The 14,517-nt window shown below is 69.6% G+C and carries 11 protein-coding genes and 1 pseudogene; 3 read left to right on the top strand and 9 right to left on the bottom strand.

The genetic code is table 11. The features are described from left to right. Window positions 1–1,516: 1,516 nt before the first annotated feature. Both PUT80_RS06200 and PUT80_RS06195 read right to left on the bottom strand, forming a co-directional pair. A complete protein-coding gene (locus PUT80_RS06200) occupies window positions 1,517–4,867 on the bottom strand; it encodes a TM0106 family RecB-like putative nuclease (protein WP_275291347.1) in 3,351 nt (1,116 codons plus the stop codon). Between the two features lie 311 nt (window positions 4,868–5,178). After that, window positions 5,179–6,150, bottom strand: coding sequence for an alpha/beta hydrolase (locus PUT80_RS06195; RefSeq protein WP_238604613.1), 972 nt, complete (start codon window positions 6,148–6,150; stop codon window positions 5,179–5,181). A 282-nt stretch (window positions 6,151–6,432) separates the two neighbouring features. Here PUT80_RS06195 and PUT80_RS06190 point away from each other — a divergent pair, with 282 nt between their 5' ends. Then, a complete protein-coding gene (locus PUT80_RS06190) occupies window positions 6,433–6,960 on the top strand; it encodes a GNAT family N-acetyltransferase (RefSeq protein ID WP_238604612.1) in 528 nt (175 codons plus the stop codon). Between the two features lie 28 nt (window positions 6,961–6,988). Here PUT80_RS06190 and PUT80_RS06185 read toward each other — a convergent pair. From PUT80_RS06185 to PUT80_RS06175, 3 genes and pseudogenes are all read right to left on the bottom strand, one after another. Next, window positions 6,989–8,207, bottom strand: a pseudogene (locus PUT80_RS06185) (RNA polymerase sigma factor). Further along, window positions 8,204–8,527: a YciI family protein gene (locus PUT80_RS06180; RefSeq protein WP_134667372.1), complete on the bottom strand. Its 324-nt coding sequence runs from the start codon at window positions 8,525–8,527 to the stop codon at window positions 8,204–8,206. The pseudogene PUT80_RS06185 and the gene PUT80_RS06180 overlap by 4 nt, the downstream one beginning before the upstream one ends. Window positions 8,528–8,546: 19 nt before the next feature. Next, window positions 8,547–9,167, bottom strand: a complete 621-nt coding sequence (locus PUT80_RS06175; RefSeq protein ID WP_275291346.1) for a dihydrofolate reductase family protein — start codon at window positions 9,165–9,167, stop codon at window positions 8,547–8,549. On the opposite strand from PUT80_RS06175, the gene PUT80_RS06170 reads away from it, so the two are divergent. Next, complete coding sequence (locus tag PUT80_RS06170) at window positions 9,157–9,414, top strand: hypothetical protein (RefSeq protein WP_275291345.1); 258 nt, start codon at window positions 9,157–9,159, stop codon at window positions 9,412–9,414. The two genes, PUT80_RS06175 and PUT80_RS06170, sit on opposite strands and share 11 nt — an antisense overlap. Window positions 9,415–9,774: 360 nt before the next feature. Here PUT80_RS06170 and PUT80_RS06165 read toward each other — a convergent pair whose 3' ends face one another. The 3 genes from PUT80_RS06165 to PUT80_RS06155 all read right to left on the bottom strand — a co-directional run bounded on the left by PUT80_RS06165 (window position 9,775) and on the right by PUT80_RS06155 (window position 12,741). Continuing rightward, complete coding sequence (locus tag PUT80_RS06165) at window positions 9,775–10,683, bottom strand: ribonuclease Z (RefSeq protein ID WP_037810628.1); 909 nt, start codon at window positions 10,681–10,683, stop codon at window positions 9,775–9,777. 127 nt (window positions 10,684–10,810) lie between these two features. Next, complete coding sequence (locus tag PUT80_RS06160) at window positions 10,811–11,776, bottom strand: NAD(P)-dependent oxidoreductase (protein ID WP_037810542.1); 966 nt, start codon at window positions 11,774–11,776, stop codon at window positions 10,811–10,813. After that, window positions 11,773–12,741, bottom strand: coding sequence for a ScbA/BarX family gamma-butyrolactone biosynthesis protein (locus tag PUT80_RS06155; protein WP_037810543.1), 969 nt, complete (start codon window positions 12,739–12,741; stop codon window positions 11,773–11,775). The genes PUT80_RS06160 and PUT80_RS06155 overlap by 4 nt, the downstream gene beginning before the upstream one ends. A 183-nt stretch (window positions 12,742–12,924) precedes the next feature. On the opposite strand from PUT80_RS06155, the gene PUT80_RS06150 reads away from it, so the two are divergent. Next, on the top strand, window positions 12,925–13,551 hold the full coding sequence (locus PUT80_RS06150; RefSeq protein WP_037810545.1) for a ScbR family autoregulator-binding transcription factor: 627 nt from the start codon (window positions 12,925–12,927) through the stop codon (window positions 13,549–13,551). A gap of 128 nt (window positions 13,552–13,679) precedes the next feature. Here the strand turns inward: PUT80_RS06150 and PUT80_RS06145 are convergent, their stop codons facing one another. Continuing rightward, window positions 13,680–14,297, bottom strand: a complete 618-nt coding sequence (locus PUT80_RS06145) for a ScbR family autoregulator-binding transcription factor (RefSeq protein WP_275291344.1) — start codon at window positions 14,295–14,297, stop codon at window positions 13,680–13,682. Between the last annotated feature and the right edge of the window lie 220 nt (window positions 14,298–14,517).

Below are 14,517 nucleotides of genomic sequence, written 5' to 3'. Positions count from 1 at the left end.
CGGTCAACCCCCGGCCCCGATGGGTGGCTGTGGACGATTCGCGCGTCCGGGCTCGCGGCGAATGGACAACGATTCGCCAGACAGCGCAACCTGATCGAGATCCGCCTGGTTTACCAAGCGGTCACTCGATTGGTGGCGATCCAGATCACCTGAGGGGGCCGGAACATTCGGGCGGTTGGAGCGTTGTACAGGGTGTCGGTACGGAGGTGCCCCCGGGCCTCACCTTCTGCCTTCCAGGAATACCGGTCCGGCCGGAGCCTGGTCGTGCCACTCGCCGCGAGGCGGCCCCCGTACCGGCGCAGAACCACCCGCTCCGCGTGACTGCTCCCCCCAGACGCGGAACGGGATCCGGTGCTCCTGCTCCCGCCGGCCGGTAACCCCCAGCCGGTCCGGACGGAGAGCGGGAGCACACCCCCGGCCGCGGGAATGTTCTTGGCCCGCAAGGGGTTGTATGGGGTGTGGGGGAGCAGGCTTTGCCCACTGGATGAGTCCGGGTTCGACTGCGGGTTCGCAGATGAGTTCGGATGAGCCGAGTTCAACCGCAGGTCCGCGGCGGAGTCCGGATGAGCCGGGTTGCGCCGCAGAGTTCGGAGGAATCGAGTTTGGCCGCAAATGCGGTCAGAGTTCGAACCGAGCTCGGCCGCAGATGCACGTCGGCAGTCCGGACGAGCCGGGTCGCGCCGCTCGTCGGTATGCCGGGGAGTCCGGTTGAGACCGTCCGAACCGAACACGCCGTTTTCCCAAGCCACCCCGCCCGCTGCGGCATCTCTCCCCAGTGCCCCGCGCGGACGGGGACCCCGCGCCCCCGCTCCGGCTCCCGCAAGCCGGACGCGCGGGGCGCCCAAACCACCTCGCTCGCCGCGCCACCCCCTCCCCCACGGTCGCGCGAGCGGGGACATGCACCCGCCCGGCCGCCGGATCCCGACCGGATCGGCCGGGCGGGTGCCCCACGCCGCGCCTGACCGCTTTGCGGCGCGGGCAGACGTTGCCTTGCTGGGCGATGCATCGCGCGCGCTCCCGCGCCGAATGACGCATCACGGCACAGCAATACCCGGCCCTCGCTGAGTGACCGCATCACGGTGCGGGGGAAGCTCGCCTGTCACCGAGCAACGCTTCCGAGCGCGGGCAGCCCCCTTCTCCGAGCAGCTCATCGCCGCCGCAGTCACGCACGACTCACCCAGCAACGCACCCCGGACCGTTCGTGAGCGCTCCACACCGGGAAGCATCCGAGGTCGGGCGCACGCTCCACACTGACCAGCGCATCCAGGCACGGGCATGCACGCCCTCACCTAGCAACGCGTCCCCACGCGCGCAGCGCACCCTCGCTGAGCGAGACACCACCCGCAGGCGCGCACGCCCACATCACGGCACAGGCATGCACACCCACACCGGGTGACGCCCCCGGCACAGGCAACGCACCACTCACCGAGCAACGCATCGCACCACGGGCACGGACGCCCCACACCGAGTGATGCGTCCCAGCGCAGGTGAACTCACCCGTCGCCAAGCGCCTGGCTCAGCCGATCCATTCGCGGGCGTCGCGGAGCAATCCGAGCATCCCTGAGACCAGCCGCATCTGGTCTACCGTTCTGATGTCGGCTTCGAGCAGCTTCGGAGAGCACACCAGGACAGCGACGGACTGCGCGCGGGAGAGAGCGACGTTCAACCGGTTACGGGACAACAAGAAATCAAGGCCTCGCGGCAAGTCTACCGCCGACGAGGAGGTCATTGTCGTCACCACAACGGGTGCTTCTTGCCCCTGGAAACGGTCCACTGTGCCGACTCGGACGTCGCCGAAGCCGGCCTCGGAGAGTGCGCGCGTCACGACTCGCGCCTGCAAGTTGTACGGGGCTACTACAAGGAAATCGGCGTCCGTGAGCGGTCGGCCTTCCCACGATCGCCCGTGCAGGGACTTGATCACCGCGACCACTTGCTCGGCTTCTTCCACCGAACGCGTGGTGTTCCCCCGATGCTCGACCGATGCCAGATAGAGACCTGACGGGAAGCCGTCGACCGAACGTTCCGCGCTGGGATGCGAGTGCAGCAGACCCGCGTACGACAGGTTGGAAACCGGGGCACATACCGCGGGATGCATGCGGCGTGTCAGGTCTAGGAAATAGCCGAGTTCCGGCGGGATGGTGTCCGCCTCGCCGATCAGGTGGCCGAGCGCCGACGCCTCCGCACCGGCGGGGTGCGTGCCCTGCACGACTTGCGGCAGTTGTTGCGGATCCCCCAGTAGTACCAGGTTTTTCGCGCACATCGACACCGCCAGTGCGTCCGCGAGGGCGAACTGACCGGCTTCGTCGATGACGAGAACGTCGAAGGGTTCCTCGCGCACGGCGGCGTTGGCGAAGGTCCACGCCGTGCCGCCGACCAGGTGGCCGGTGTCGTGTTCTTCACGCCAGCGTACCAGCGCGGTGTTGTTTTTCGGCTGCTCCCAAGGCAATGACGGGTCCGGCGTCCGCTTCGCGCGCTTGGCGCAGGCCATCTCCGGCGCGTTTTCCATGGCCGCCGAGAGCACGTTCTCGACCGCTTTGTGGCTGTTCGACGTGACGCCGACGGTCCGGCCCGAACGCACCAGATGGGCGATGAGTTTCCCGGCCAGGTAAGTCTTTCCGGCTCCGGGCGGGCCTTGGACGGCGAGCACGGAGCCGTCGAGCTGGTCGACTGCGGTGATCACCGTGGCGACCAGATCTTCGCCTGGTTCGGGCAGTCCGCCGCGCAACCGGGGGATGCGGCGCAGCAGGTCGACGCCGGGGTGTGACGGCAGCGCAGGCAGCGTTTCCCCTACCAGCCGGGCGAGATCGGCTACTGCCTCGTCCTTCGGCGACGGGCGGACCGGGCTGCCGGGCAGGACCGCTGCGGGGAGGTCGTTGGACGTCCGGTCCGGAGCGCTGCTCTCTTCCAGCGTCACTTCGACAGCCGTCGCGGACACGACTTTCGCGTCGCGCGCGTCGGCGCCGTAGCGCAAACGCACGTCGTCACCAGGCGCGTACGGATGCGGACGGTCCGGGTCGCACCTCACGACCAGCGTGCGTTTCGCGGTGCGCAACCGGCCGGACGGCGGCACCCACTCGCCCGCGGTCACCGACACCGGGACCGCGCAGGTCGTGTCTACTTCGAGATCGCTGATCGGCGCGGCCAGCTGGCGGAAGAACTCCCACCACGCCGGATTCGTCTCGCGGCGGTGGTAGCCGACGGAGGCGGCCAGCAGCGCGCGGGCGTGGTCGTCGGGGGTGAAATCCGCGGGGTCGTCGGGGAGGCCGTCCAGGAGCGGGTCGACCAGCGCGGCCATCGCGGCGGCGCGTTCGGCTCGGCGCTGGGCGGCTTCCTCTTCTTCGGTGCGGCGGAGCAGAGCGTCCACTTCGGACTCGGGATCCGGCTCGGCGAGGGCGATCCCGGCTTCGGCGCGCACGCGGTGCAGGAATTCGTGCAGGCGCAAGGTGGAAACGCAATCGTACTCGTTGTAGTCCGCGATGCCGCGCAGCACTTCTTCGGCCTGCTCGGTGTTTCCCGCCGACGAGAGCGTCAGGTAATCCTCGTACGCCTCGATGCTCGACGCCGCCGTTTTTACCTCGCCAGCACGGGCTTCCGGCATGTACAGTGGTTCTAAATACTTGATCGAATACGACCGCTGTCCTACCCGCAAAGCCTTGCGTACCACGGCATACAGGTCGATCATCGCGCCGCTGCGCAGCAGCTCGTCCACGGCTTCCTCCCGCGTGCCGTGGACGGCGGCGAGCCGCTTGATCGCCGTGACCTCGTACGGCGCGTAGTGGTAGACGTGCGCGTCGGGGTGTTCCGCGAGCCGTGCGGTGGCGAAGTCGACGAACTCCTCGAACGCTCGTTTCTCCTGCGCGCGCGAGTGTGCCCAGAACGGGGTGAAGCGCTCGTCCGGGGTGACCGCGCCGAAGAGGTACTCCAGGCCGGTGCCGGCCAGGGCGTACGGGTCGCCTTCCATGTCGAAGAAGACGTCGCCGGGGTTGGCTTCGGGCAGTTCGGCGAGCGCGTCCGGGGCGATGATTTCGTAGGCCAGCTCTCCGGTTTCGTCCTGCCGGACCTGGATCGCGGCCTGCGCGCGCAACGAGGCGAACGTGCCCTCGGACATGTCGCGCGGGCGGTCGGCGGGTTCGGCGCCGGCGAGCGCGTCGATGGTGCCGAGCCCGGCGGTTACCAGCTTGCGCCGCTGCTCGCTGCGCATCCCGGCGACCAGCGACAGGTCGCGGTCGGCCTCGCGCGCGGACGAGCAGTGGTCGGCGAACGCGCATCCGGTGCACGCCGGACGTTCGTCTGCCCAGATCCGGTCGGGCAGCTGCGGCGGACGGTCCTCCAGCCGGTCGCGGAGGCGGTCCACGAGCGGAAGGAAGTCGTCGACGCGCAGGCTGCGCGTGCTGCCGTCGCCCAGCAGCAGGTGCATCTCCGGCCCGGCGGGCCAGCCGCCGCGGCGCAGAGCGTCGGCGTACGCGGTGAGCTGCACAACCGCCGACGGCTTGGCGTGCCGGGCGAGCTTCGTGTCGTAGACCTCGTAGCGGCCCTGGTCGTCGCGCAGAAGGAAGTCGGCGCGGCCGGAGAACTCGCCGTCGTGGAACACCGCCTGGTAGACGATCGGCGCGCCCGCGCGCAAGGCTTCCTCGGTGGCCTTCGCCGCGACGACCGGATCGTGCTCCTCGATCTCGACGACCTGCGTCCGCTCGCTGCGCAACCGTCCGAGCGTGGCCGCCTCGTGCGCCCGCCCGTGCTTCACCGCCAGCCGATCGGGTGCCGAAGTGGGCCGCGGCGCGCCGGGTATCCCCGCCGCCAATGCCTGCTTGAGGATGCTCCGGTGCTCGCATTCGAGCAGGTCAGCGAGATCAGACGGCGTGTACATCGCCCGGCAGTCTGTCACGGCCGAGGGAGGGCTCTGGCGAGGCGGGTGCCGACACGCCGCCCGGAATTGTCGGTGGCGGGTGGGATGATCTTGGAGTGGGCGGGAACGGGTGTGATGGGAGGTGTGCGCCGCCTCGCCAGCCACGGCAGGGCGGCGCGCGGTCCGCTACGGCATCGGGCGGCTGAGCAACCGCTCGAGCCACGACTCACGAGCCGCGACGCACGCGTGGGCCAGCTTGGATTCTGGGGCGAGGTCGTAGAAGCCGTGGAACGCGCCGCCCCGCCAACCTCGGCAGGACGGCGCGCGGTCCGCTACGGCATCGGGCGGCCGAGCAACCGCTCGAGCCACGACTCACGCGCCGCGACGCACGCGTGGGCCAGCGCGGAGTCCGGGGCGAGGTCGTAGAAGCCGTGGAACGCGCCGCCCCAGACGTGGAGTTCTGCGTTGCCTCCTGAGGCCCAGATCGCGGTTGCGAAGGCGACGTCCTCGTCTCGGAAGACTTCCGCCGCGCCGACGTCGATGAAGGTCGGCGGGAGGCCGCTCAGGTCGGTTGCTCGGGCGGCTGCTGCGTAGGGCGAGACGTCGGCGGTTCCGCGGCGGTCGCCCAAGACGGCTGTCCACGCGGTCAGGTTGCTGGTCCGGTCCCAGACACCGGTGCCGTCGTACTGGCGGGACGACGCCGTCTCGTTGCGGTCGTCGATCATCGGGCATTGCAGCAGCAGGCCGAGCAGCGCCGGGGCACCTCGGTCGCGGGCCAGCAGCGCGGTGCCTGCGGCTAGTCCTCCGCCGCCGCTGCCGCCGAACATCACCAGGCGTTGCGGGTCGAAGCGCAGGGCGTTCGCGTTGGCGGCCGTCCAGCGCAGGCCCGCGTAGCAGTCCTCGACAGGGACCGGGTCGGGATGTTCCGGGGCCAGCCGGTACTCGACGGTGACGGCGACCGCGTCGTACTTCAGCACCCATTCGATCAGCGGGCTCGCTCCGGCGAAGCGGTCTCCCATCACCATTCCGCCGCCGTGGAGGTAGTAGATGCCGGGGCCGGGGGTTTCGTGGTCCGCACGGGACAGGACGGAGACCGCGATCTCCGCGCCGTCGTAGCCGGTGATGGTGTGGTGGGCGCAACGGACCGGGCGGTTGCCGATTTGGTCTTCGATGCTGGGGAAAGGGAGGTTCCGGTAGTGCGGCAAGCGGTCCGCGGTCATGCCGACCGGCGCGTGGTCGGCTAGTGCGGGCAGCATCGCGGCGAGTTCTGGATCGAATGGCGGACGCGGCGAATCGTGCGTCATGAGTGCTCCTGAAGGTCATCGTCCCCGCGACCAGCGCACAGCGGAGCGCACGCCAAGGGCGCGAAGGGGAATTCGGTGGGAAAGAGTCGGGCCAGGGCACTCGTCGGCCGGTACGCCGCCGAGAACCCGGCGGCTAGCCTCTGTCCACCTCGATGAGCATGCAGTGAGATTACCCTACTGCGGCGACATTCCCGGGCAGCACAACTGAAGCCGCTGTCGGGCAAGGACATTGCTCGGTCTGTATTCGGGCGAGACACGTTTGGGCGGTGCAGAATGAAAACCGTGACCGTCGTTCTGCCCATCCCCCGGACCACATTGCGACTGCGCCCGTGGAGGTCGGAAGATCGGCAGGCGTTGGTCGACGCACATCGCGATCCGCTGTTGCGCCGCCGGTTGACGACTTCCCTCGCCAACGACGCCGAGGCTCAGCGGTGGCTGGACGCACAGGCGTCCGGCTGGGACTCCGCGACGCAATTCAGCTTCGCGGTGGCGGCTGTCGACGACACGCCGGTCGGTCATGTCGTCGTGAAGGTCCGGGACGAGGGTGCCGCCGAGGTCGGCTACTGGACGGCTGCCCAAGCTCGCGGGCGGGGCATCGCTGCCCAGGCGCTGGAAGTCACGTCGCGGTGGGCGCTCGACACGCAGCAGATCGTCCGGGTGGACCGCTTGGACTTGCTGCATGCCGAAGACAATCCGGCGTCCTGCCGGGTCGCGGAAAAATGCCGCTACATGCTCGCTGAACTGCTGCCGCCCGCGCCTCCGGACTTCCCGGCCAGGGGGCACCGGCATGTGCGCACGTCGGGCTGCTGACTGACCGGCGTTTCGTGCGTCGACGCCCCTACCGCAACTCATCCCGTCGACGAGACAGCGCAGCAGTCTCCGCGGTGTTGCCCGCCAGCTCGATCGCCCGGTCATAAGCCGCGCGCGCATCCTCGTCGCGGCCTAACCGGCGGAGCAGGTCAGCGCGGGTGGCGTGGTACGGGTGATATCCGGCCAACCGGTCCCCGAGACCCGTCGACCAAACCCAGCGCCACCGAAGGGCCGTCGAGTTCGGCGACGGCGATGGCGCGGTTCAGGGCGACGATCGGCGACGGATCGACGCGGACGAGTTGGTCGTAGAGGGCGAGAACCTGCGACCAGTCGGTCTCGCGCATGTCCCGCGCGGACGTGTGCACGGCGTTGATCGCCGCCAGGAGCTGGTACCGGCCGGGAGCGACGCCGGTGGCGAGGCGCTCGCGTACGAGGCGGTGGCCTTCGGCGATCAGCGACACGTCCCAGAGAGCACGGTCTTGTTCGTCCAGGGCGACTAGCTCGCCGTCGGCGGACACTCGGGCGGGGCGGCGGGCTTCGGTGAGGAGCATCAGCGCCAGCAGGCCGGTCACCTCGCCGTGCTCGGGGAGCAGGGTGCGGATCAGGCGGGTCAGCCGGATCGCTTCGGCGGTCAGGTCCTGGCGCACGGGGTCGGTGTCGGGGCCGGTGGCCAGGTAGCCCTCGTTGAAGGCCAGGAACAGCACGGTCAGGACGCCGGAGACGCGCGTCGGGAGGTCTTCGGCGGCGGGCACTCGATACGGGATGCGGGCGGCCTTGATTTTGGCTTTCGCCCGCGTGATCCGTTGTCCCATAGTGCTTTCCGAAACCAGGAAGGCGCGGGCGATCTCGGGCACGGTCAGGCCGCCGACCATGCGCAGGGTCAGCGCGACCCGGGATTCGGCGGCCAACGCCGGGTGGCAGCAGGTGAAGATCAGGCGGAGGCGGTCGTCGTCGATGAGGTGGGGAGGCGTCGCGTCGTACACCGGCTGGGCCTCCCGTTGCTTGTCGTCGCGTTTGTTTTCGCGGCGAAGGCGGTCGATGGCTTTGCGGGTGGCGGTGGTGGTCAGCCAGGCGCCGGGGTTGGGCGGCACGCCGTCGGACGGCCATCGCTCCACCGCAGTCGCGAACGACTCGGCGGCGGCTTCCTCGGCGATGTCCAGGTCGCCGAACCGTTTGGTCAGACCGGCGACCACCCGGGCCCACTCCTCGCGGTGGGCGCGGGTGATCGCCTCCCGGACGTCGCTCACTGGAACGGTCGCACCTCGACCTTGCGGTTGCACGCTTTCGACCCTTCGGCGGCGAGCTTGAGCGCCACGTCGAGGTCCGGCGCCTCGATGATCCAGAAGCCGGCCAGGTATTCCTTCGATTCCAGGAACGGGCCGTCGGTGACCATTCCCGCCGCGTCCCGGTTGTCGATGACGGTCGCGGTTTCCGGCGCGGCCAGACCGCCCGCGAAGACCCAGTGGTTTCCGGTCTGGAGACGCTCGTTGAAAACGTCGATCGCCGCGTCCTCCTCCGGCGTGACGGAAGGGGGCTGGTCGTGGATCACGGAAATCAGGTACTGCATCGCAGGATCCTTTCTGAGGTCAGCGGCCCGCGTACTGCGGACGCCCGGCCGGGCGCCAGACCTGCGTCGTCACGCCCTTCGTGTCCACTCGTGACTCAACCAGATCGAGGGCCAGATCCGGGCCGTTCTGCGGGAAAAGCCGCTGGCCCTGTCCGACGATCACCGGGATCACCAGGAAAATCATCTCGTCGACCAGGTCCATTTCCAGCAGCCGCCGGACCAGGGTGCCGCTGCCGTGCACCTGCAGTTCGCCGCCGGGCCGGGCCTTGAGGTCCGCGACGGCGGTCGCCAGGTCGCCGGACAGGACGCTGGTGCCGGACCACGCCGGGGCGGCGAGCGTCTTCGAGGCCACGTACTTCGGCCGCTCGTTCAGGGCGAGCCGGATGCGTTCGCGGCCGGGGGCGGCGTTGGCGCTCATCATGCCCCACGACGCCGCGAACAGGTCGTACGTCCGGCGGCCGAACAGGAAGGCGTCGGCGCGGTGGTAGGTGTCGTTGATGAACGCGAGCGTGTCCTGGTCGCCCTTGCCCAGCGCCCATCCGCCGCGGTCGAATCCGTTTCGGCGGTCCTCCTCGGACGCGCCGCCGTTGCCCTGCACGACTCCGTCGACGGTCAGCTGGGTCACGGTCGTGAGCTTCATGGTCGGTTCCTTCGCTTCGGTGCTGCCCCTTGCGGGCGGCTTCACTACTGCTACGAACACCGGCGACCCGATCCGACAGCGCGGCCGAAAATTCTTGAGAAGATTTTTAGCGGTGGGTCTCCAGCCAGGTCACGACGGCGCGGACGAAGCCATCGATGCTGGTCAGCGGCTTTTGAGCGAAGAGTGGGTGGAGGTGTTCGACGCCGATCGGGTCGTTCCAGGCCTGGGCGCGGCGGCACGTCTCTAGGACCGCCAGGTCCCAGTCGAGGACGCCGGTCAGCTTGCTTCCAGCGCCGGAGAGATCTCGACCTCGCGCAGTGCCGTCAACAGCGGCCCGAACGCCGCTGGATCGCCGAAGCTGGTGACCGGGGTCAGCGGCTCCGGTATGGCGAACGGCAGGCCGGCCGCCGCGATCGTGTGGAGGATCTCGGCTCGGCGGCGGAATCGGGACGCTTGCTGATCCGTACCGCGGCGACGCCGGGCAGCAGCACCACGTGGTGCATATTCCCTTGCGTGGCAAGGCGAGCGGAGCCGACCGGGGCCCCAGGAACGAGCGCTTCGGCGATTTCCAGCAGGTCAGCGGGGACCGGTGGCACCATTCCATTCCTCACCGGCGCGGCGGCAGCGGCACCACGTCCAGATCCCGTGCCACGTGGATCTCTCCGTCGAACACCTTCGCGGCTTCGTCGCGGAATCGGTCCGCCTCCTCGTAGGGGTAGCGCTGCGAGAAGTGCGTCAGCAGCAGTTCCCGGGCACCCGACTCCGCGGCGAGCCGTCCGGCGTCGGTGCTGGTCAGGTGGCCGTAGCGGTAGGCCAGGTCGGCGTCGGTGGCGCGGAAGGTCGATTCGGCGATCAGCAGGTCTGCCTCTTGTGCGCAGGCGAACGCGCCGGCGCACAGGCGGGTATCCATCACGAACGCGACCACTTGACCGCGGCGCGGCACGCTCACGTCTTCCAGTCGGACTAGGCCGTTCGCGGTCTCTAGTACGCCGTCGGCCTGGAGTTTTCGGACCGCGGGGCCCTGGACGCCGGCTGCGGCGAGTGCGTCGGGCAGCATCCGGAGGCCGTCCGGTTCGGCGTAGCGGTAGCCGAAGCAGTCGATGCGGTGTTCCAGCGGGTACGCCGACAGCGCGCCGCCGAGCGGGCCGGGGGCGGAGATCGGCAGCGGGACCAGTTCGGCGCGTTCGTGGAACGACGTCGAGTGCCGCAGGCGGTCGAAGTACTCCTGGCCGGACGCCGGGTAGTGGCAGCGCACCGGGTGCGCGACGGCGTCCAGGGACAGCCGCTGGATGATGCCGGCGAGGCCGAGGCTGTGGTCGCCGTGGAAGTGGGTCACGCACAGGTGCGTGAGTTCGTTCGCCGTCGCGCCGGCGTACATCATCTGCCGCTGGGTGCCCTCGCCCGGATCGAAGAGGATGCCGTCGGTGTCGAAGCGCAGCAGGTAGCCGTTGTGGTTGCGGTGCCGGGTCGGTGTCTGGCTCGCCGAACCCAGCACGACGAGCTCGCGTCGGGACATGACGATCATCTTCGCGCCGCGCCCGGGTCCGCCGCCACCGAAATGAACTCCGCGGAAACGGCGGCGGCCGTCCGGGACGAATTTCCGGAGGGCCGCCGTCGTTTATCGCCGAATGAATTCGCCCCGATCAGACCGGCGCGGGAATTGCCAGCGTTTCCCGATACCAGTTCCGGGCTTGGGCCAACCGGACGCGCAGCCCCGGTCCCGGCGGCACTCCGGTGAGTTTCCAGACCTTTTCGCTGTCGTACCAATGATCCCGGGTGAGCAGCGACCATTGGTGCTCGCTGAGCCACGGCGTGCGCGCCCGGTGCTCGGCGAGCGGCAGGTCCGCATCGGGAACCGGCAGGTCGAGCGTGCCGCAGACGGCTTCGAGCAGCTCGCGCATCCGCACCGGTTCGGGGTCGGCCACGTGGAACACCTCGCCGGGGCTGCCCAGCGCCGGGTCCAGCGCGAACGCGCTGAGCACGGCAGCGAGATCCCACGACGACACCACTGACGTACGAGCCATGCCGCCCGCGGCCCACGCCGGCACCGCTCGCAGCCACTTCACCAGCGCGGGGACCACGTGCCGGTCTCCGTCGCCGTACACCAGGTGCGGCCGCAGAACGATCCCGCCCGCGGCGCGGACCTGCTGTTCTCCGGCCAGCCTGGTGCGGCTGGTGGCCGAGGCGGGCCCGAGGTCGAGCGTGTCCTCGGGCGCGCCTCGATGCTCGCCGTCGCGGTAGACCGCGCAGGTGCTGAGGTGCACGACGCGCCGCGTGCCCGCGCGGTGCGCCTCCGCGAGCAGCCGAGCCGTGCCGCGGTCGTTGACCTCGGCGCATTCCTCTTCGGTGCCGCCGATCCGGGACGCGGCGTGCACGAGCGTCGCGACGCCCGTGCACGCCCCGGCCAGCCCGGCGGCGTCGGTGAGATCGCCTCGGTGGATCCGCGCGCCGGATCGCGTGATCCACTCCGGCACCGCACCGCGCGCCAGCACCCGCACCGCGGCGCCGCGGGCGAGCAACGCCCGCAGCACCGCCGAACCGATGAACCCGGTCGCTCCGGTGACGAGGATGTCCCCGGTCGTACTGTCCGCCCCCAGGCCGGCAGTCATGACCTGCGCATCGCCAGGATGCCGGTGGCGGCCGCGCGGCCCTTCTGCTCCAGCACCACCCGCACCACGCGGCAGCCGTCCGCGTCCGGTTCGAGTTCCTCGGCCACCAGCAGGCATTCGGAATCGAACTCGACGTAGGCGGAGAACTCGAAATCCGAACGCAGCGGAAGCGCGTACGGATCGCCGAGCGTCAGCAGCGCCGCCTGCCGCGCGCCCTCGATCAGCACCATGCCCGGGACATGGTCCACCGAGTGGTCGAACAGCACCGGATGGTCCGGGTCGAACTGCAGCGACCAGGTGCCCGGCACCGCGGTTTCCGCGACCAGCACGTCCTCCCCCCGGTCCCGGCCGACGAGCGCCGGGGCCACCGTGGGCAGCGCACGGGCCTGGAACGGCGTCGCCGCGAAATGGTCGCCGCGCAGCCGGCGGTAGACCGCCGGGGACACGCAGCGCCAGGTTTCCGAAGCGGTGCCGACCAGTTCGTCGTCGCGGAAGCAGCCGAACTCGGTCCGCATCCCGATGAGATTCTTGCCCCGGAACACCGGGTCGTGCGCGCTCGCCCGCAGCACCACGTCGATCGGCCGACCTTCGGTGACCAGCCCTTCGGGGGCGATAGAGCTGGTCTTCCAGTCGGAGATGAACGCGTTGCCGAGCGAAACGCCGTAGGCGCGGTGCGCGATCAGCAGCGACGCCTGGCGGGTGGTTTCCGCGTACAGCATGGGGTCGTGCGACCCCGCGGTGCGCGGGCCGAAGAAGCCGTGCCGGCGCGGCCACTGCGCGCCGACCTCGAACTGCCCCTCGCCCACGATGTTCAGATCAGTGACGAAAACTTCCGAGACGGCCGCGCGGTGCACGAGATTGCGCGGGATCGTCTGCTGGAAGTCGACCGGGCGTCCGCCCGGCGAACTTTCGCCATCGGTGATGAAGGTTCCTCGGACAGACTCCTCTAACAACATACCGACCATGTCGGTCCTCCCAGAAAAAAGAACTTCCCCAGTACCCCCACACCATGTTTAGCGGATACGGCCGGACAAAACCATACCTACCTACCGGTTTTTTTCTTCTGGATCCGATGGCCGGGACGGAGGTAGACTGGCGTGCCTGCGCGGCCGTTCCGGGCCCGCGGCTTCCCGAAAGGAGTGTGCGCAGTGGCTCGCCAGGAACGCGCGGAGCAGACCCGCAAGGCCATCCTCGACGCGGCCGCGTCCAGGTTCGACGCGGTCGGCTTTCTCGGTGCGAGCCTGTCGGACATCCTCGCCGAGGCGGGGGTGACGAAGGGCGCGCTGTATTTCCACTTCAAGTCCAAGGAAGAACTGGCGGACGCGTTGATCCGCGAGCAGTTCATCGTGTGGGACCCGCTGGCCGACGTCGAAAACCCGGGGCTGCAGACCGCCATCGACCTCACCCAGAACATGGGCCACAGCCTGCGCACCGACGTGCGCGTGCGCGCGGGCATCCGGCTGGTCATCGAACAGGGGTCGTTCGTCGCCCCGGCCGCGAACGCCTACAAGCAGTGGAACGACACCGTGCACGGCCTGCTGCTCGCCGCGAAAGCCGCGGGCGACGTGCGGAAAGAGGTCAACGCGCACGATCTCGCGCAGTATGTCGTCGCGTCGTTCACCGGGACCCAGCTCAGTTCGCAGGTGCTGACCGGGCGGACCGACCTGCACGAGCGGATCACGTTCATGTGGCAGACGATCCTGAACGCGGTGGTCCCGCCGCGGCGGCTGCACAAGTTCGATCCGGCCGGGACTCCTCCCGCCGACGCGGTGTAAGACTGGGGAAACCGGGCGGTCGGTCTTCTCAGTGAAGGTGCTGCCGCGCAACGGGTTTCGGCGGATCCGCGCGGTTCGCTTGGCTGGCGCAGCGCAGGGAATTCTCGACCCGTAGACGTCGCGGCCGCTCAGGTGCCCGTTGCCTCGGCGGCGGACGAATCCGCGGGCTGCGCCACCTCGATCACCCGCCAGAGCTCGGAAAGCGTGCTCGCCAGATCCGTGCCCGCCGGGATCGTGCCGCTCGCCGCCGCCGTTTCGAGGCCGACGCAGGTCACCACGACCAGCAGCGCCGCGAGATCCGGGCGGACGCGCGGACTCAGCTCCCCTGCCCCGTGCGCCGCGGCGATGTGCGCGCGCACCTGGCCCATCCACGCGCGGACGAAGGCGACGAACCTCGGGTCGTTCGAGCCCATTTCGCGGGCCAGCCGGAAGCTCGCGCCCACCTTGGCGTCCTCGGCGAGCCAGCCCATCAACGCGCGGCTCAGGCCGGCCAGCCTGCGCAGATGCGGACGGCTCCCGCGCGCTCGCGCGACGTGCCCGTGCAGCACCGCGACGGCCGCCGACTGCACCTCGTCGCAGACCTCGTCCTTCGACGAGAAGTGGAAGTACAGGCCGCCCTTGGTCACGCCGGCCTCGCGGGCGATGTCCACCATGCTCGTGGCCGCGTAGCCGTCGCGGTAAAACAGTGTCGCCGCGGCGTCCAGCAGCAGGAGCCTGGTCAGCTCCGCACGGGCCTGTTTAGTCACCGTCTTCCCCATCGTCTCGCGCCGGGAACGGCACGGCGTGGGTTCCCGGCCTGCTCATCATGACATACCGACCGCCCGGTTTACTAGTCGGCAGGGCCGATTGCCTGGCCGTATCCGGCAGGTCGCGACCGGAACAGACCAACCACCCGGTTTTACCTTGAAAACCGACCTCCCGGTTTGCTATGGTCCTGTCACGGACCCGGCTCGGACCGGCAGGCAG

It is taken from the genome of Amycolatopsis sp. La24 (assembly GCF_029087445.1).
GTDB lineage: Bacteria > Actinomycetota > Actinomycetes > Mycobacteriales > Pseudonocardiaceae > Amycolatopsis > Amycolatopsis nivea.
The sequence above is the reverse complement of the archived record's forward strand: the minus strand, read 5'-3'. Positions and strand labels throughout refer to the sequence as shown.

Coding starts and splice junctions, on each gene's coding strand:
- PUT80_RS06200 (WP_275291347.1), bottom strand. CDS start 4,867: ATGTACACGCCGTCTGATCTCGCTGACCTGCTCGAATGCGAGCACCGG.
- PUT80_RS06195 (WP_238604613.1), bottom strand. CDS start 6,150: ATGACGCACGATTCGCCGCGTCCGCCATTCGATCCAGAACTCGCCGCG.
- PUT80_RS06180 (WP_134667372.1), bottom strand. CDS start 8,527: ATGCAGTACCTGATTTCCGTGATCCACGACCAGCCCCCTTCCGTCACG.
- PUT80_RS06175 (WP_275291346.1), bottom strand. CDS start 9,167: ATGAAGCTCACGACCGTGACCCAGCTGACCGTCGACGGAGTCGTGCAG.
- PUT80_RS06165 (WP_037810628.1), bottom strand. CDS start 10,683: ATGTCCCGACGCGAGCTCGTCGTGCTGGGTTCGGCGAGCCAGACACCG.
- PUT80_RS06160 (WP_037810542.1), bottom strand. CDS start 11,776: ATGACTGCCGGCCTGGGGGCGGACAGTACGACCGGGGACATCCTCGTC.
- PUT80_RS06155 (WP_037810543.1), bottom strand. CDS start 12,741: ATGGTCGGTATGTTGTTAGAGGAGTCTGTCCGAGGAACCTTCATCACC.